15 protein-coding genes are annotated in these 16,417 nt (G+C 75.8%); 10 read left to right on the forward strand and 5 right to left on the reverse strand.

Annotated elements, in window-relative coordinates; genetic code table 11:
* Positions 1-22 precede the first annotated feature (22 nt).
* The 3 genes from ACSBPG_RS24140 to ACSBPG_RS24150 all read left to right on the forward strand — a co-directional run bounded on the left by ACSBPG_RS24140 (position 23) and on the right by ACSBPG_RS24150 (position 2,466).
* Complete coding sequence (locus ACSBPG_RS24140) at positions 23-1,177, forward strand: thiolase family protein (RefSeq protein WP_435539785.1); 1,155 nt, start codon at positions 23-25, stop codon at positions 1,175-1,177.
* Between the two features lie 96 nt (positions 1,178-1,273).
* Positions 1,274-1,846: a sigma-70 family RNA polymerase sigma factor gene (locus ACSBPG_RS24145; RefSeq protein ID WP_435539786.1), complete on the forward strand. Its 573-nt coding sequence runs from the start codon at positions 1,274-1,276 to the stop codon at positions 1,844-1,846.
* Positions 1,843-2,466 carry a ChrR family anti-sigma-E factor gene (locus ACSBPG_RS24150; RefSeq protein ID WP_435539787.1) on the forward strand — a complete coding sequence of 208 codons (624 nt, stop codon included), beginning with the start codon at positions 1,843-1,845 and terminating at the stop codon, positions 2,464-2,466. Before ACSBPG_RS24145 ends, ACSBPG_RS24150 begins: the two co-directional genes overlap by 4 nt.
* Positions 2,467-2,653: 187 nt before the next feature.
* Here the strand turns inward: ACSBPG_RS24150 and ACSBPG_RS24155 are convergent, their stop codons facing one another.
* From ACSBPG_RS24155 to ACSBPG_RS24165, 3 genes are all read right to left on the reverse strand, one after another.
* Positions 2,654-2,959 (reverse strand): RcnB family protein, encoded by a 306-nt coding sequence (locus ACSBPG_RS24155; protein ID WP_435539788.1) that lies wholly within the window; start codon positions 2,957-2,959, stop codon positions 2,654-2,656.
* 99 nt (positions 2,960-3,058) lie between these two features.
* On the reverse strand, positions 3,059-6,133 hold the full coding sequence (locus tag ACSBPG_RS24160; protein ID WP_435539789.1) for an efflux RND transporter permease subunit: 3,075 nt from the start codon (positions 6,131-6,133) through the stop codon (positions 3,059-3,061).
* Complete coding sequence (locus ACSBPG_RS24165; RefSeq protein ID WP_435539790.1) at positions 6,130-7,257, reverse strand: efflux RND transporter periplasmic adaptor subunit; 1,128 nt, start codon at positions 7,255-7,257, stop codon at positions 6,130-6,132. Before ACSBPG_RS24165 ends, ACSBPG_RS24160 begins: the two co-directional genes overlap by 4 nt.
* Positions 7,258-7,414: 157 nt before the next feature.
* Here ACSBPG_RS24165 and ACSBPG_RS24170 point away from each other — a divergent pair, with 157 nt between their 5' ends.
* From ACSBPG_RS24170 to ACSBPG_RS24195, 6 genes are all read left to right on the forward strand, one after another.
* Entirely contained in the window at positions 7,415-8,674 is a 1,260-nt protein-coding gene (locus ACSBPG_RS24170) for an Hsp70 family protein (RefSeq protein WP_435539791.1), read from the forward strand.
* 61 nt (positions 8,675-8,735) lie between these two features.
* A complete protein-coding gene (locus tag ACSBPG_RS24175; RefSeq protein ID WP_435539792.1) occupies positions 8,736-9,134 on the forward strand; it encodes a DUF1622 domain-containing protein in 399 nt (132 codons plus the stop codon).
* Positions 9,135-9,194: 60 nt separating this feature from the next.
* On the forward strand, positions 9,195-10,271 hold the full coding sequence (locus ACSBPG_RS24180) for a type III polyketide synthase (RefSeq protein WP_435539793.1): 1,077 nt from the start codon (positions 9,195-9,197) through the stop codon (positions 10,269-10,271).
* 10 nt (positions 10,272-10,281) lie between these two features.
* The gene (locus ACSBPG_RS24185) at positions 10,282-10,995 is read left to right on the forward strand and encodes a methyltransferase domain-containing protein (RefSeq protein ID WP_435539794.1); all 714 of its coding nucleotides are present in this window, start codon (positions 10,282-10,284) and stop codon (positions 10,993-10,995) included.
* Positions 10,992-12,074 (forward strand): FAD-dependent monooxygenase, encoded by a 1,083-nt coding sequence (locus ACSBPG_RS24190; RefSeq protein ID WP_435539795.1) that lies wholly within the window; start codon positions 10,992-10,994, stop codon positions 12,072-12,074. Before ACSBPG_RS24185 ends, ACSBPG_RS24190 begins: the two co-directional genes overlap by 4 nt.
* Positions 12,075-12,173: 99 nt before the next feature.
* Positions 12,174-12,914: an SDR family oxidoreductase gene (locus tag ACSBPG_RS24195; RefSeq protein WP_435539796.1), complete on the forward strand. Its 741-nt coding sequence runs from the start codon at positions 12,174-12,176 to the stop codon at positions 12,912-12,914.
* A 42-nt stretch (positions 12,915-12,956) separates the two neighbouring features.
* Here ACSBPG_RS24195 and ACSBPG_RS24200 read toward each other — a convergent pair whose 3' ends face one another.
* Both ACSBPG_RS24200 and ACSBPG_RS24205 read right to left on the reverse strand, forming a co-directional pair.
* Complete coding sequence (locus ACSBPG_RS24200) at positions 12,957-13,964, reverse strand: AraC family transcriptional regulator (protein ID WP_435539797.1); 1,008 nt, start codon at positions 13,962-13,964, stop codon at positions 12,957-12,959.
* Positions 13,965-14,117: 153 nt separating this feature from the next.
* The gene (locus ACSBPG_RS24205; RefSeq protein WP_435539798.1) at positions 14,118-15,056 is read right to left on the reverse strand and encodes a LysR substrate-binding domain-containing protein; all 939 of its coding nucleotides are present in this window, start codon (positions 15,054-15,056) and stop codon (positions 14,118-14,120) included.
* 99 nt (positions 15,057-15,155) lie between these two features.
* Between ACSBPG_RS24205 and ACSBPG_RS24210 the strand changes: the two genes are divergently transcribed.
* Complete coding sequence (locus tag ACSBPG_RS24210) at positions 15,156-16,382, forward strand: MFS transporter (RefSeq protein ID WP_435539799.1); 1,227 nt, start codon at positions 15,156-15,158, stop codon at positions 16,380-16,382.
* The last annotated feature ends 35 nt before the right edge of the window (positions 16,383-16,417 follow it).

Raw genomic sequence — 16,417 nt, forward strand, 5'->3', positions numbered from 1 at the left:
CCACCACCGATCGGACCCGCCCATGCCCCGCGCCGTCATCGTCGCCGCCCGCCGCACCCCGGTCGGCCGGATCGGCGGCGCCCTGCGCACGCTGCCGGTGGAGGCGCTGGCGGCGCCGGTGATCCGCGCCGTGGTGGCGGACGCCGGCATCGATCCGGCGGAGGTCGACGACGTCATCCTCGGCAACGCCGTCGGCCCCGGCGGCAACGTGGCGCGGCTGGCGGCGCTGGCGGCCGGCCTGCCGGTCGCCGTGCCGGGCGTCACCGTGGACCGCCAGTGCGGTTCCGGCCTCGAAGCGGTCAACCTGGCGGCCCGCCTGGTCGAGGCGGGGGCCGGCGAGGTCTACGTCGCCGGCGGCGTGGAGAGCACCAGCACCGCGCCCTGGCGGGTCGCCCGGCCGGACAGCCTGTACCGCACGCCGGTCTTCTACGACCGCGCCCGCTTCGCCCCCGACGCCGTCGGCGACCCCGAGATGGGCGTCGCGGCGGAAAACGTCGCCCGGGCGTACGGCATCTCCCGCGAGCGGCAGGACGCGTACGCGCTGGACAGCCACCGCAAGGCCGTGGCGGCGCAGGCGGCCGGCCGCTTCGCCCGGGAGATCGTCCCGCTGGCGCTGGCCGACGGCAGCGTGGTCGGGCGGGACGAGTGCCCCCGCCCGGACACCTCGGCGGCGGCGCTGGCCCGGCTGGCGCCGGTGTTCGCCCGCGACGGCACGGTGACCGCCGGCAACGCCTGCCCGGTCAACGACGGGGCGGCGGCGGTCGCCGTGGTGTCGGAGCGCTGGTTCGCCGCCCACGGCCGCGGGGCCGGGCTGGTGGTCGCCGACAGCGCGGCGGCGGGGGTCGATCCCAACCTGCTGGGCACCGGGCCGATCCCCGCCGTGCGCCGCCTGCTGGCCCGGCGGCCGGGCCTGCGCCTCGCCGACGTCGACCTGGTGGAGTTCAACGAGGCGTTCGCCGCCCAGGTCCTCGCCTGCCTCGACGCCCTGGAGATCCCGCAGGACCGGGTGTGCGTCGCCGGCGGCGCGCTGGCGCTCGGTCACCCGTTCGGCGCCTCGGGCGCCATCCTGGTGACCCGCCTGTTCAGCGAGATGACGGCCGGCCCGGCCCGGCGCGGCCTCGCCACCCTCGGCATCGGCGGCGGGCTCGGGCTGGCGACCCTGCTGGAGCGGACCTGACCGGCAGCGGCGGCGGAACGGGGCGGAGGCGATGTCGCTTGCCCGGGCCGGTCCGGGACCGTACCCTCGGCGGCGTCACAGAGGCGGCGGAGCGTCATGGAACCGACGGACAGCAGCGGCCCGCCGGCGTCGGTGCCGGCGGAATGGCTCCGGGCCGTGGCGCAGGGCCGCGACCGCGCGGCGTTCGTGGCGCTCTACCGGCACTTCGCGCCGCGGGTGAAGAGCTACGGCATGCGCGCGGGCCTCGACCCGGCCGCCGCGGAAGAGCTGGCGCAGGAGGTGATGCTGACGGTGTGGGAGCGGGCGGAGACCTACGATCCCGCCCTGGCCGCCGCCTCCACCTGGATCTTCGCCATCGCCCGCAACCGGCGGATCGACCGGCTGCGGCGCGAGGCCCGGCCGGAGTTCGACCCGCAGGACCCCGCCCTGGCGCCCGAGCCGCCGCCCGCCGCCGACGCCGCGGTCGCCGCGGCGCAGGAGGCGGCCCGTCTCGGCCGCGCCCTGAAAACCCTGCCGCTGCCGCAATCCGACGTCCTGCGCCTCGCGTATTTCGAGGACAAGTCGCACTCCGCCATCGCCGCCGAACGGGACATCCCGCTCGGCACCGTGAAGACGCGCGTGCGGGCGGCTCTGGCCCATCTCCGGCGTACCATAGAGGAGCAGGTGTGACCGGTCCTTCGCACCACCCCACCGACCATCATCTGCTGGCCTACGCATCGGGCGCGCTCGGCGAGGTGAAGGCGCTCCTGGTGGCGACGCACCTGGCCTACTGCCCGGCCTGCCGGCGCCGCGCCGCCGCCTTCGAGGAGACGTGCGGCCGCTGGCTGGACGAGCTGCCGGCGGCGGACCTCGCCGAGGGCGGCCTGGACGCGGTGCTCGCCCGCCTCGACGCGGCCCCCCGCCCGCCGCGCCGCGCCGCGCCGGCACCCCGGCACGACCCCGCCATCCCCGAACCGCTGCGCGGCCGCCTGGGCGGTCCGCTCGCGGGGTTCGCCTGGACGCCGGTGTCGCCCGGCGTCGACCTCTCGCAGTGGTCGGTCGCCCGCGACGGCACCAGCGTCTGCCTCTTGCGCATGGCGGCCGGACGGCCGGTCCCGCCGCACCGCCACAGCGACGAGGAGATGCTGCTGGTGCTGGAGGGCGCCTTCGCCGACGAGTACGGGCGCTTCCGGGTCGGCGACGTGGCGGTGTACGCGGCCGACACCGACCACCACGCCGTCGCCGACCCGGACGGTCCGTGCCTGTGCCTGTTCCTGCTCGACGGACCCATCGAGTTCCTCGAGGGCTAAGCAGCTTTGCCCGGATTCGCCACGGTTGCCCCCACCCTCCCCACGACTTCGCCGCGGGTCCTCTCCCTCCCCCGCTTCGCAAGGGAGGGCGACCAAACTCCCTCCCCTGCGAAGCGGGGGAGGGTCGGGGTGGGGGCAAACGTGGCGTGACCAACACCACTCTGCTTACCGGAGCCGGCGCCGGCGTTCAGCGGAAGGCGCCGTAGACCACCCGGACGATCACCCCGGTCCGGTCGAGCACGAGGACGGCGTCCCGCCCGTGGCGGATCCAGTGATGCCCGCGGGGCGGCGGATGGCGGTGGTGGAAGGCCGCCGGCACGGCGACGTGGCGGGGCGGCGGAGCGTGGTCGTGGCGGCCGCCCGGGCGGGCATCGTGCCGCTCCTGATGCGCGGCGTGCGGCGGGATCCCGTCGGGGCGCGGCGGCTGCGCCAGGGCGGGGGCCGCCGAGGCGATCAGCGCGGCGACGGTGACGGCAAGGATCGACGTACGCATGGTGCATCCTCCTGTGGGCGGCGACGTGCCGCACACAGGAGGATGCCGCCGGTTCTTTGCCGGTGGATGTCCGGGGAAGGCCATTTTTGTAACGGACCGTTACGGTCCGCCGGGCTCCGCCGCCGGCGGTGCCGCCGGAACCGGGCCATGGGAGCGCAGCAGGGGGTAGACCGCCGGCAGCAGCACCAGGGTCAGCAGCGTCGCGACGCCGATGCCGGCGAGGACGACGACGCCGATCACCGCCCGCGCCTCCGCGCCGGCGCCGCTGGACAGCACCAGCGGCACCGCGCCGGCGGCGGTGGACAGCGCCGTCATCAGCACCGGGCGCAGGCGCACGACCGCCGCCTCGATCGCCGCGGCGCGGGGGGCCATCCCCTCGTCCTCGAGCTGGGAGGCGAACTCCAGCATCAGGATGCCGTTCTTGGCGGCGATGCCGACCAGCATGATCAGGCCGATCTGGCTGTAGAGGTTGAGGCTCATCCCCGCCGCCAGCAAGCCGGCGAGCGCGCCGGTCACCGCCAGCGGCACCGTCAGCATGATGCCGGCGGGCAGGCGCAGGCTCTCGAACTGCGCCGTCAGCACCAGGAAGACGATCAGCAGCGCCAGGCCGAAGGTGAGGAACCCCTCGTCGCGCGCCTCCAGGAACTCCCGCGCCTCGCCGCGGGTGTCGAGGCGCGCCGCCCCGTCCGGCAGCTCGGCGCGGGCGGCCTCCTGCAGGAAGGCCAGCGCCTCGCCGAGGCTGTAGCCGGGCGCCAGCCCGGCGGAAATGGTGACCGCCCGCATGCGGTTGTAGCGGTTGAGCGAATCCGCCCCGGCCTCCTCGGTCAGGGTGACCAGGTTGGACAGCGGGATGGTCGCCCCGGTGGTGGCGGAGCGCACATACACGTTGGCGAGGTCGCGCGGCGTCGCCCGGTCCTCGCCGCGCAGCTGGAGCACCACCTCGTACTCCTCGCCGCGGTCGAGGAAGGTGGTGACGTTGCGCGAGCCGAACAGGGTCTGCAGGGTCGCGCCCACCGCCTCCACCGGCACGCCCAGCTCGGCCGCCCGCTCGCGGTCGATGGCCACGGCGATCTGCGGCCGGCGCTCCTCGTAGTCGGCGTCGACGCCGACCAGGCCGGGATTCTCCTCGGCCCGCTCCAGGATGCGGTCGCGCCACACCGCCAGGTCCTCGTAGGTCGGGCCGCCGATGACGAACTGCACCGGCCGGCTGCCGCCCTGGCGGCCCAGCGGCGGCCGGCCGCGGGCGAAGCCGGAGGTGCCGGGCAGCGACCGCACGAAGGCCGACAGCTCGTGCTCCAGCTCCTGCTGGCTCTTGTCCCGGTCCTTCCAGTCCGCCAAGCCGACGATGGCGCGCGGCTCGGCCCGCCAGCCGCCGAGCACGGCGAGGACGTTCTCGACCGTCCCCTCCTCGACGTACGCCAGCAGCCGGTCCTCCAGGACGTCGAGGTAGCCGGCGGAGTACGCGAACCCGGCGCCGAGCCCGGGATCGAGCATGACGTACAGGCCGCCGCGGTCCTCGGGCGGCACCAGCTCCTGGGGCAGGCCGCGGTAGAGGACGGCGGCGAGGGCGGCGGTCAGCGCGAATCCCGCCAGGGCCAGGGCGCGGCGGTCGACCACCGCCGTCACCAGGGCGCGGTAGCGCCGCTCCAGCGCCGCGAAGGCGCGGTCGACGCCGGCCTGGAAGCGGCCGGGCTCGGCGCGCCGGCGCAGCAGCCAGACCGAGAGCGCCGGCACCAGGGTCAGGGCGGCGAGGCTGGACACCGCCACCGTGCCGGCGATGGTCAGCGCGAACTCGACGAACAGGCGCCCGGTCTCGCCCCGCTGCAGGCCGATCGGCGCGAACACCGCCACCAGCACGGCGGTGGTCGCCACCACGGCGAAGAACACCTGCCGGCCGCCGCGCTCGGCCGCCTCGGCCGGCGCCTCGCCGCCCTCGATGCGCCGCCAGATGTTCTCCAGGACGACGATGGCGTCGTCGACCACCAGGCCGGTCGCCAGCACGAAGGCGAGCAGGGTCAGGATGTTGATGGAGAAGCCGAAGAGATGGACCACCGCCAGCCCGCCGACCAGCGACACCGGGATGGTCAGCGCCGGGATCAGGGTGGCGCGGCCGCTGCCCAGGAACAGCAGGATCACCGCCACCACCAGCACGACGGCGATGACGAGCGTGCTCAGCACCTCCTCGAGCGCGCTCTCCACGAACACCGAACTGTCGTAGCTGACGCCGATGCTGAGGCCGCCCGGCAGCTCGTCGACGATGCGGTCGAGCTCGGCGCGCACGGCGCGCGCCACCTCCAGCACGTTGGCGCGGCTCTGCACGACGATGCCGAGGCCGACGGTGGTGCGGCCGTTGGCGCGGTAGAGCACGTTCTGCTCCTCCGGCCCCACCTCCACCTGCGCCACCTCGCCCAGGCGCACGGTGGCGCCGTCCCGCATCGCCACAGGCAGGCGGGCGAACTGCCCGGGGTCGGCGTAGGAGCGCTGCATGCGCATGGTGAGGTTGCGGGTCGCCGATTCCAGGCGGCCGGCGGGCAGCTCCAGGTTCTCGCGCCGCAGGGCCTCCTCGACGTCGCCGGCGGTGACGCCGCGCGCCGCCATGGCGCCGCGGTCGAGCCACACCCTGAGCGCCGGCCGCTTCTCGCCGCCCAGGTTGACGCGGCCGACGCCGTCGATGGCGGTCAGCCGGTCGACCACCAGCCGCTCGACCAGGTCGGTCAGCGCCAGCGGGTCGAGGCTGTCGCTGCGCAGCGACAGCCACATCGCCTCGTCGGCGTTCTCGTCGACCTTGGCGACCTCCGGGGCGTCGATGCCCTCCGGCAGCTCGCGCAGCGCCCGGCTGACGCGGTCGCGCACGTCGTTGGCGGCGGCGTCGATGTCGCGCCCCAGCTCGAACTCCACCCGCACGTTGGAGCGGCCGTCGGAGCTGCTGGAGGAGATGCTCCTGATCGCCTCGATGCCGGCGAGGTGGTCCTCGATGACGCGGGAGACGCGGGCCTCGACCACCTCGGCCGAGGCGCCGGTGTAGGTGGTGCGCACGGTGACCACGGGCGGGTTGATGTCGGGCGCCTCGCGCACCGACAGCCGGTCGAGCGCCACCAGGCCGAACACCACCAGCAGCAGGTTGAGGACCAGCGCCCCGAGCGGCCGGCGGACCGCCAGTTCCGAGAGCGTCATCGCCGCACCGCGCGGCCGGGTTCGGTGCCCTTGTCCGCCCCCAGCAGGGTCGCCACCGGCGACTGCGACAGGGGCCGGGCGTCGAGCCGGTCGCCGTCCGACAGCTTGGCCGCCCCCTCGATCACCACCCGCTCGCCGGGCGCGACGCCGGAGACGATCTCGACGCGGCCCGTCTCGCGCTGCCCGATCTCCACGGCGCGGCGCTGCGCCCGGCCGTCGCCGTCGACGACGAACACGTAGGTGGAGGGGCCGACGGGGACGATGGCGGTGTCGGGCAGCACCACGGCCTCGCGCGTGCCCAGCAGCAGGTCGACCTCGATCAGCATGCCCGGCCGCAGGGCGGCGTCGGCGTTGGCGATGGTGGCGCGCACCACCGCCTGGCGGGTCAGCGGGTCGATCTGCGTGTCGACGTCCTTGACGCGGCCGGTGAAGACGCGCCCCGGGTAGGCGCGGCTGGCCGCCCGCACGGTCTGGCCGGGGGCGAGGCGGCCGAGATGGTCCTCGGGCACGCGGAAGTCGACGTCGACCTCGGACAGGTCGACCAGGGTGGCGATGGCGTCGCCGGGGCTGACGAAGGCGCCGGGGCTGATGCGGCGGAAGCTGAGCACGCCGGAGAAGGGGGCGGCGACCGTGCGGCGCTCCAGCCGCGCCTCGGCCAACGCCACCTGCGCCTGCGCCGAGGCGCGGGCGGCCAGTGCCTCGTCGAGCAGGGCGACCGAGGTGGCGCCGCGGGCCCGCAGCGCCCGCGCCCGCTCGTGGGCGCGCTCGGCCTGCACCAGCTCGGCGCGCGCCGAGGCCAGCTCGGCCTCCTGGATCTCGGCGTCGAGACGGGCCAGCACCTGGCCGCGCTCCACCCGGGCGCCGTCGTCGAAGGCGACCTCGCGCACCTCGCCCTGGGCCTGGGCGGTGATGATCACCGACTCCCGCGCCAACGCCGTGCCGACCGCCTCGATCCGCTCGGTGACCGTGCCGAGCGCCGCCGGTTCGACCGTCACCACCTCCGCGACGTCCCGGCGCGGCGGGGCGCCGGCCGTGTCGGCCGCCGGCCAAAGGTCCCGCCCGTAATGGCCGCCGAGGACGAGGGCGAGGGCGAGGATCAGGGCTGGGATCGTCCATCGCCGCATGGGGGTCCTCCTCCGGGGTGACCCTTATCTAGTACCGCGATCCATCTCTGTCAGTGCCGGCCGGCCGGAAGAACGGTCCGGCGCGGCGCGAGGAAAGATTGATCCCGCCGCCGATCCCCGCTATAGGCTCGCCCCCTTTGCACGCGGGGAGGACAGCATGGCGGCCTGCGGCCTCGACTTCGGCACGTCCAACACGACGCTCGGCGCCGCCGCGGCGGGCGCCGACGCCCGGCTGCTGCCGCTGGAGGGCGGCCACACGACCCTGCCGAGCGCCCTCTTCTTCGATTTCGAGAGCGGCGCCACCGTCTTCGGGCGGGCCGCCGTCGACGCCTACGTGGCGGGGGAGGAGGGGCGGCTCATGCGCTCCATCAAGTCGGCGCTCGGCACCGACCTGATCGACGCGGACACCCCGCTCAACGGCCGCCGCATCGCCTTCCGCACGGTGATCGCCACCTTCCTCGCCGAGGTGCGCCGGCGCGGCGAGGCCGCCGCCGGCGGCCCCCTGGAGACGGTGGTGCACGGCCGCCCGGTGCACTTCGTCGACGGCGACCCGGAGGCCGACGCCGCGGCCGAGGCGGCGCTGGCGGACATCGCCCGCGCCGTCGGCTTCGCCGAGGTCTCCTTCCAGTACGAGCCGATCGCCGCCGCCCTCGACTACGAGCGCCAGGTGGAGCGCGAGGAGCTGGCGCTGATCGCCGACATCGGCGGCGGCACCTCCGACTTCTCCATCGTCCGCCTCGGCCCGGAGCGCCGCGCCCGCACGGAGCGGGCCACCGACATCCTGGCCAACGACGGCATCCGCGTCGGCGGCACCGACTTCGACCGCGACCTGTCGATCGCCACGGTGATGCCGCACCTCGGCTACGGCAGCCCGATGAAGCGGTCCGGGCTGGTGGCGCCGAAGGGGCCGTTCCTCGACCTCGCCACCTGGGCCAAGATCAACTTCCTCTACACCGGCAAGGCGCTGGCCGAGCTGCAGCGCCTGCACCGCGACAGCGCCCGGCCGGACCTGATCGGCCGGCTGATCGACGTGGTGGAGCAGCGCCGCGGCCATGCCCTGGCGATGGACGTGGAGCGCGCCAAGATCGCCCTGTCCGGCGAGGGCCGCGCCGCCCTGCCGCTCGACTTCGCCGACCACGCCGGGACGGCGGAGCTGGCGGCGCGCGACCTGGTGGAAGCGACGCGGAGCCTCGCCGCCCGCATCGGCGAGCGCATCGACGCCTGCCTCGCCATGGCCGGGACGGCGCCCGGGCGCATCGACGCCGTCTTCCTGACCGGCGGCTCCACCCTGCTGCCGCACGTGCGCGCCGCCATCGTCGCGCCGCTGCCGCAGGCCCGCACCGTCGCCGGCGACACCTTCGGCTCGGTCGGGCAGGGGCTGACCCTGGAGGCGGCGCGCCGCTACGGCGCCGGCTGATCCGGGGAACTCCCGCCGCGCGGCGCCCGTTGGCCGATGGGAACGGACGCGGAGGAGCCCCATGGAGGACAGCCTGGCCCCGGCCGCCGAGGCCGCCTCGCCGGAATGGTTCGACGCCGCCCTGCACGCCATCTCCACCGTCATCGAGGGGGCGGGGGTGGCGGTGATCGTGCTGGGCGCCGCCGTCGCCCTGGTGGTCTTCGCGGTGCAGCTCGGCCGCGGGGTGGCGTGGGGCGAGGCCTACCACCTGCTGCGCACCAGCCTGGCGCGCGGCATCCTGCTGGGGCTGGAGTTCCTGGTCGCCGCCGACATCATCGGCACGGTCGCCGTCGAGCCGACCCTGAGCAACCTCGCCGTCCTCGCCCTCATCGTCGTCATCCGCACCTTCCTCAGCTTCTCGCTGGAGGTGGAGATCGAGGGGCGCTGGCCCTGGCGGAAGGCGGCGGCCAAGCGGTCGTGAGGGACCCTCGGCGGCCGCCGCGCGTTGCCTGCGGGTGAGACCCACCAGCCGGAGCCGGGCATGGCCGCCTACCTCAACCGCATCGGGACGGCCGTGCCATCCCACGACATCCACGCCGAATTCGTCGTCACCGCCCAGACCCTGCTGCCCGACCCGCGGGCCCGCCGCCTGTTCGCCCGCATGGCCGAACGCTGCGGCATCGAACGGCGCTGGTCGGTGTTCGAGGCGGCGGGCGACGGCGGCTTCGACCGCGGCGGCTTCTACGTCCGCGGCGCCTTCCCCGACACCGCCGCGCGCATGCGCCGCTACGAGGAGGAGGCGCCGGAGCTGGCGCTGGCGGCGGTGCGGGCGCTCGACCTCGGCGCCGCGGAGCGGGCCGGGATCACCCACCTGATCGTCGCGTCCTGCACCGGCTTCTACGCCCCCGGCCTCGACCTCCAGCTCGCCGAGCGGCTGGGCCTGGACCGCGGGGTGGAACGCACGATCGTCGGCTTCATGGGCTGCTACGCCGCGATGAACGCGCTCAAGCTGGCCCGTCACGTCGTCCGCTCCGAGCCGGCGGCGCGGGTGCTGGTGGTGAACCTGGAGCTGTGCACGCTCCACCTCCAGGAGAGCCCGGACCTGGAGACCGTGCTCAGCTTCCTGATCTTCGGCGACGGCTGCGCCGCCGCCCTGGTGAGCGGAGAGCCCGAGGGGATCGCGCTCGACGGCTTCCGCGCCGTGGTGATGCCCGAGGCGGCGGGGCAGATCACCTGGCGGATCGGCTCCCAGGGGTTCGACATGCACCTCTCCGGGGCGGTGCCCGGCACCCTGGCGGCCGGGCTGCCGGGGGCCTTGCCGGACATCCTGGGCGGGCGCGGGGTCGACGACGTCGAGCTGTGGGCCGTGCACCCCGGCGGCCGCTCGATCCTCGACGCGGTGGAGGAGGCGGCCGGGCTCGACCGCGAGCGGCTGGCCGACTCCCGCGCCGTGCTGCGCGACTTCGGCAACATGTCCTCGGCCACCGTCATGTTCGTGCTGAAGCGGATGCTCGACCGTTTCCGCGCCACCGGCATCGGCGGCAACGGTGCTGGCTGCGCGCTGGCCTTCGGGCCGGGGCTGACCGCCGAGACCATGACCTTCCGCATGGCCGCCTGAGGGCGCCGCCATGGCCTTCCTCGACCTGCCCCGGCGGCGGCTGGTGCCGGAGCTGATGGACACCGAGCCGGTGGCCTACGCCGAGTTCCGCACCTGCCTGCGCCACCTCGAGGCGATCAACCGCGCCACCGGCGCCTACCGGCCGACGCTGCGCTGGCTCGACCGGGTGGTGGCGCGCCACGGCCGGGGGACGCCGCTGCGGGTGCTCGACGCCGGCTCCGGCCACGGCGACATGCTGCGGCGCATCCACCGCTGGGCGGCCCGGCGCGGCGTCGCGGTGGAGCTGACCGGCGTCGACCTGAACCCGTGGTCGGCGCGTGCGGCGCGGGAGGCGGCGCCCGACGGGCCGGCCATCCGCTACCTCACCGCTGACCTCTTCGCCCTGCCGGAGGACGAGCGGCCCGACGTGATCGTCAGCTCGCTCTTCGCCCACCACCTGGACGACGGGCAGCTCGTCGCCTTCCTGCGCTGGATGGAGGGGCGGGCGCGCCTCGGCTGGTTCGTCAACGACCTGCACCGCCACGCCGTGCCGCTGGCGGCGGTGCGCGCGGCGGTGGCGGTGCTGCCGGTCAGCCGCCTCGTGGTGCACGACGCGCCGGTGTCGGTGGCACGCGCCTTCACCCGCGACGACTGGACCCGGCTGCTGGCCGGGGCCGGGCTGGGGGCGGCGGCGCGGGTGGCGTGGTTCGTTCCCTTCCGCCTGTGCGTCGGGCGCATCCGGTGACCGACCCAGTGGTGTCCGACGTGCTGGTGGCCGGCGGCGGCCCGGCGGGTGCGGCGGCGGCGGCCTGGCTGGCCGGCGCCGGCCGGCGCGTGCTGCTGGCCGAGCGCACCGCCGGGCCGCACCAGAAGGTGTGCGGCGAGTTCCTCAGCGGCGAGGCGGCGGCGCTGATGCGCGCGCTCGGCGTCGACCCGCCGGCTCTCGGCGCCCAGCCGGTGGAGCGGGTGCGCCTCGCCCATGGGCGGCGGGACGCCGCCGCGGCGCTGCCGTTCCCCGCCTTCGCGCTCGGCCGCGACGTCCTCGACGAGGCGCTGCTGGCGGCCGCCCGCGGCCACGGCGCCGAGGTCCGCCGCGGTCTCGCCGTGCGGCGCCTGGAGGCGGACGGAGCCGGCGTGCGCGCCCGCCTCGGCGACACGGAGGTCGCGGCGGCGGCGGCGGTCCTGGCGACCGGCAAGCACGACCTGCACGGCCACCGCCGGCCGGCCTCCTCCTGCATCGGCTTCAAGCAGTACTGGACGCTCGCCCCGGCGCAGCGGCGGGCGCTGGACGGCCATGTCGAGGTGCACCTGTTCGCCGGCGGCTACGCCGGGCTGCAGCCGGCCGCCGACGGCGGCGCCAACCTGTGCCTGGTGGTCGACGCCGCGGCTTACGCGCGCCTGGGCCGCGACTGGCGGGCCCTGGTCGGGCACGCGGCGGCCGGCTCGGCCCTGCTGGCGGTGCGCCTGTCCGGCGGGGAACCCCGCTGGCGCCGGCCGCTGGCGGTGGCCGGGCTGCCCTATGGCTGGGTGCACCGCGGCGCCGGGACGGGGCCGCACCGGGTCGGCGACCAGCTCGCGGTGATCCCCAGCTTCTGCGGCGACGGCATGGCGATCGCCCTGGATTCCGCCCGCCGCGCCGCCGCCGCCATCGCCGACGGCCGTGCCGCCGCGGACGGCGCGCCCTACGCCGGGCAGGTGGCGCTGGCGCAGGGCGCGGCGCGGCTGCAGGCGCTGCCCGGCCTGCCGGCGCTGGCGGTGGCCGCCGCCGGCGCGCGGCCCGGGCTGGTGCGCTGGCTCGCCCGGGGGACGCGCGTCGCCGCGTGACCGGCCGGTTGCGGACGATCGCGCGGATCTCGCGGACGCCCGCGCATTCTTCATCCGGGGCCGCCGGCGTACGGTCGGGGAAACCAACGGAGACCGGCCATGAACACCCCATCGGACCCCAAGGTCGTCGCCATCACCGGCGCCAGCAGCGGCATCGGCGAGGCGACGGCGCTCCGGCTCGCCCGGCACGGCGCCAAGGTCGTGCTCGCCGCCCGCCGCGAGGACCGCCTGGCGGCCCTCGCCGACCGCATCGAGCGGGACGGCGGTGCGGCGGCCTACGCGGCCACCGACGTGACGCGGCGCGACGACCTCGCCGCCCTCGTCGACCTCGCCCGCCGGCGCTTCGGCCGCCTCGACGTGCTCGTCAGCAACGCCGGCGTCATGCCGGTGTCCCCGCTGGACGAGCTGCGGGTGGCGGACTGGGAGGCGATGGTCGACGTCAACATCAAGGGCGTCCTCTACGGCATCGCCGCGGCGCTGCCGGTCTTCCGCGAGCAGGGAGCCGGGCATTTCGTCACCGTGGCGTCGACCGCCGGCCACAAGACCGTGCCCAACCAGGCCGTCTATTCCGGCACCAAGTTCGCCGTGCGCGCCATCTGCGAGGGCCTGCGGCAGGAGGCGGGCGAGCGTTTGCGGGTCACCGTCGTCTCGCCCGGCTTCGTCCGCACGAACTTCGCCGACGGCGTGACCAGCCCGACGGTGAAGGCCCAGCTCGAAGCGGCGCGCGACCGGATGGCGATGCCGCCCGATGCGGTCGCCCGCGCCATCGCCTACGCCATCGACCAGCCGCCTGACGTCGACGTCGGCGAGATCGTCGTCCGCCCGACGGCGCAGGCCTGAGCAAGATCGCCTCTGGCCGATCCGGCCAACGGCGATCTTGCTCTAAACATTTGTATCTAGAGCGGGATCGCTCCAGGTGGAAGCACCTGGAGCGATCCCGCTCCGGACGGCCTGCGCCGGACGGCCGGTCCCGGCGGTGCGCGCGCGGTAGTGCCGGGGGGCCACCCCGGCCACCCGCTTGAAGGCGGCGCTGAAGGCGCTCTCGGAGGCGTAGCCGAGCGACAGGGCCAGGGCGGACACCGGCGTCGTGCCGTCGCTGAGCGCGCGCTCGGCCAGTCGCACCCGCCAGTTCAGCAGATAGGCGAGGGGAGCGACCCCGGTCGCCGCCTTGAAGCGCTGGGAGAAGCTCGTCCGCGACATGCCGGCCTCGCGCGCCAGCTCGCCGAGCCGCCAGGGCCGGCCCGGCTCGCGGTGCATCAGGCGCACCGCCCGGGCAATGCGGGGGTCGCGCAGGGCGCCCACCCATCCCCCGCCGGGCGGTCCGCCGGCGGCGAGGTGGGCGCGCAGGACGTGGACGAGCACGAGCTGCGCCAGCCGTTCCGACGCCAGCACGGCGCCCGGCCGGTCGGCGGCGGCCTCCGTCACGAGCTGGTCGAGCAGCCAGCGCATGCTCGCCGCGTCCGGCGCGTCGCCGCGGACCCGGAGCACCGGCGGCAACAGCTCGGCGAGCAGGCCGCCGCGCTCGGCGTCCAGCACGACGTGGCCGCCGACGGCGAGGACGTCGCGTCCGTCGCCGACCGTGCCGACGTGGTCGCGGGCGCCGGCGAAGAGCCGGGCACCGTCGGCCGGCGGCACGGCCAGGTCGCCGGCGAGCGTGAAGGGCTGCCCGGCGGCCAGCATGACGACGTCGCCGGACGCCAGGAACAGGGGCGCGGCTCCTCCCTCGGTGGCGAGCCAGCAGCCGCCCGCGGCGACGGCGATGAACTTGACCGTCTGCGGCGGCGGAAAACGCAGCGCCCAGGCCCCGCCCGCCGCCAAGCGGCCCGGCCGGACGCAGCGGGCGCCCACCAGGGCCAGGATGTCGCTGAGGGGATCGCCGGTCGCGGCCACGATGCCGGATCGGGATCCGCACTCATCCACACGGACGGTCACTGCATCCTCCTGACCGGTTCGGCAACGCTCGGATGGGGGGTTCCCCCGCATCCAGGAAGAGATGGGTGAGAGTGGCGTCCTGCCCAAGCGCCAGCCCGGGATGCCGGCCGGTCAGCCGTGCGGCGTGGCGATGGCGTCCGGCAGCACGGCCCGCATGGATTCGACGAAGCGGCGCAGCCGCGCCGGCTGGAAGCGCGCCGGCGGGTAGACCAGGTGCACCGGCAACGGCGGCGCCCGCCACTGCGGCGCCAGGTGCAGCAGACGGCCGGCCGCCAGATCCTCCCCCAGCGCCCAAGTCGAGACGATGCCGGCGCCGACCCCCTGCACCGCGGCGCTGCGCAGGGCCCACAGCCCGTCGGTGGAGAGCCGCGGCCGGATGGGAAAGCGCACCGTCTCGCCAGTGACGATGTGGGTCAGCGTCACCTCGTCGCGATAGAAGGTCCGCAACGCCAGCCAGGGCAGCCGCGCCAGACCGGCCGGATGGGTCGGCGGCGGAGCACCGCCCAGGACCTCCGGCGCGGCCACGACGATGCGCGCCACCTCGCCCAGGCGGACCGCCACGACGGACGGATCGTGCACCTCGCCGACCCGGACGGCGCAGTCGATGCCGTCGGCGACGAAGTCCGGCATGCGGTCGTGCAGCAGCCACTCCACCGTCATGCGCGGATAGCGCCGCAGGTAGCCCGCCAGCGGACCGATGAGCTGCTGCTGGCCGAAGGCGTGCGGCGCCACCACCCGCAGCACGCCGGCCGGCTCGTCGTCGGCGCCGCGCACGTCGCTCTCCAGCGTCTGCCAGGCGGCGATCAGGTCCTTCGCCCGCTCGTAGCAGCGGGCGCCGTCGTCGCTCAGCTTCATGGCGTGGGTCGAGCGCTGCAGCAGCCGCACGCCCAGCGCCCGCTCCAGCGCCTGCAGCCGGCGGCTGACGGTGGGCTGCGTGCTGCCGAGCTGCGCCGCGGCCGCCGACAGGCTGCCGGCCTCGACGATGCGCACGAAGGTCTGCAGCAGGGCGATGCGGTCGGCGCCGGCGGCGGCGAAGGACTCCAGGCTCATACGTCAAGCGTATAACAATTCTGCGCCCGCGGCGACTACCATTCGCCCGATCCGGCGGCCATACTCCGTGCCGTTCCGGATTCCCAAGGATCTGCCGTCATGGACGCCATTCCCGTTACGCATGGAAGGCCGGCCGCCGCCGCGACGGACCTTTCCCTCCCGCTCGTCCTGCTGCTCGCCGTCGGGGCGGGCTCGGCGGTGGCGGCGATCTACTACAACCAGCCCATGCTGGGGGTGCTGGGGGCCGACCTCCACGCCGGCGACCGCGCCATGGGCTGGGTGCCGACCTTGACCCAGTTCGGCTACGCGCTGGGCCTGCTGCTGCTGGCGCCGCTGGGCGACCGTTACGACCGGCGCCGCATCATCGTGGCCAAGGCCGCGCTGCTGAGCGCCGGTCTGCTGCTGGCCGCCGTCACGTCGTCGCTGGGCCCGCTGCTGGCGGCGAGCCTGCTGGTGGGGCTGGCGGCCACCTTGGCCCAGGACATCGTGCCGGCCGCCGCCACCCTGGCGCCCGCCGAGCACCGCGGCCGGGTGGTCGGCACGGTGATGACCGGGCTGCTGCTGGGCATCCTGCTGTCGCGGGTGGTGAGCGGCGTCGGCGCCGAGGCCTTCGGCTGGCGCGCCGTGTTCGCCGCCGCCGCCGCCGGCACCGCCGTCCTGGCGGTGGCGTTGTGGCGGGGCCTGCCGCGCTTCGCGCCGACCACCGACATGAGCTACGGCGCCCTGCTGGGGTCGCTGGCGCTGCTGTGGACCCGCCACCGCGCCTTGCGCCGCGCGGCGCTCGCGCAGGGGCTGCTGGCCGTCGGCTTCAGCGCGTTCTGGTCGACCCTGGCGGTGATGCTGCACGGCGCCCCCTTCCACCTCGGCCCGGCCGTGGCGGGGGCGTTCGGCCTGGCCGGCGCCGCCGGCGCCCTGGCCGCGCCGGTGGCCGGCCGCCTCGCCGACCGCCGCGGCCCCGAACGGGTGGCCCGCCTGGGCGCCGGCCTGGTGGCGGTGTCGTTCGCGGCGATGGCGCTGGTGCCCTGGCTGCCGGCCGGCGCCCGCCTGTGGCTCATCGTCGCCGCCGTCATCGGCTTCGATCTCGGGTTCCAGGCGTCGCTGATCGCCCACCAGACCATCGTCTACGGCATCGACCCGGCGGCGCGCAGCCGGCTCAACGCCGTGCTGATGGTGGTCATGTTCATCGGCATGGCGGCCGGCGCGGGGATCGGCAGCCAGGCGCTGGCGGCCTCGGGCTGGACGGGCGTCGCCGCCGTCGCCACCGCCGCCGCGCTGGCCGCCCTGGCCGTGCGCCTGTGGCCGGGCGCCGGGCGCCCCGCCCGGTAGGCGCGCGGCGATGGCGCCGCACCCGACAAACCTCA

The sequence above is a fragment of the Azospirillum sp. ST 5-10 genome (assembly GCF_051225715.1).
GTDB lineage: Bacteria > Pseudomonadota > Alphaproteobacteria > Azospirillales > Azospirillaceae > Azospirillum.

Bases quoted from the DNA above. Each gene is read 5' to 3' on its own strand.
- ACSBPG_RS24140 (WP_435539785.1), top strand. From the start codon at position 23: ATGCCCCGCGCCGTCATCGTCGCCGCCCGCCGCACCCCGGTCGGCCGG.
- ACSBPG_RS24145 (WP_435539786.1), top strand. From the start codon at position 1,274: ATGGAACCGACGGACAGCAGCGGCCCGCCGGCGTCGGTGCCGGCGGAA.
- ACSBPG_RS24155 (WP_435539788.1), bottom strand. From the start codon at position 2,959: ATGCGTACGTCGATCCTTGCCGTCACCGTCGCCGCGCTGATCGCCTCG.
- ACSBPG_RS24160 (WP_435539789.1), bottom strand. From the start codon at position 6,133: ATGACGCTCTCGGAACTGGCGGTCCGCCGGCCGCTCGGGGCGCTGGTC.
- ACSBPG_RS24165 (WP_435539790.1), bottom strand. From the start codon at position 7,257: ATGCGGCGATGGACGATCCCAGCCCTGATCCTCGCCCTCGCCCTCGTC.
- ACSBPG_RS24170 (WP_435539791.1), top strand. From the start codon at position 7,415: ATGGCGGCCTGCGGCCTCGACTTCGGCACGTCCAACACGACGCTCGGC.
- ACSBPG_RS24175 (WP_435539792.1), top strand. From the start codon at position 8,736: ATGGAGGACAGCCTGGCCCCGGCCGCCGAGGCCGCCTCGCCGGAATGG.
- ACSBPG_RS24180 (WP_435539793.1), top strand. From the start codon at position 9,195: ATGGCCGCCTACCTCAACCGCATCGGGACGGCCGTGCCATCCCACGAC.
- ACSBPG_RS24185 (WP_435539794.1), top strand. From the start codon at position 10,282: ATGGCCTTCCTCGACCTGCCCCGGCGGCGGCTGGTGCCGGAGCTGATG.
- ACSBPG_RS24195 (WP_435539796.1), top strand. From the start codon at position 12,174: ATGAACACCCCATCGGACCCCAAGGTCGTCGCCATCACCGGCGCCAGC.
- ACSBPG_RS24205 (WP_435539798.1), bottom strand. From the start codon at position 15,056: ATGAGCCTGGAGTCCTTCGCCGCCGCCGGCGCCGACCGCATCGCCCTG.
- ACSBPG_RS24210 (WP_435539799.1), top strand. From the start codon at position 15,156: ATGGACGCCATTCCCGTTACGCATGGAAGGCCGGCCGCCGCCGCGACG.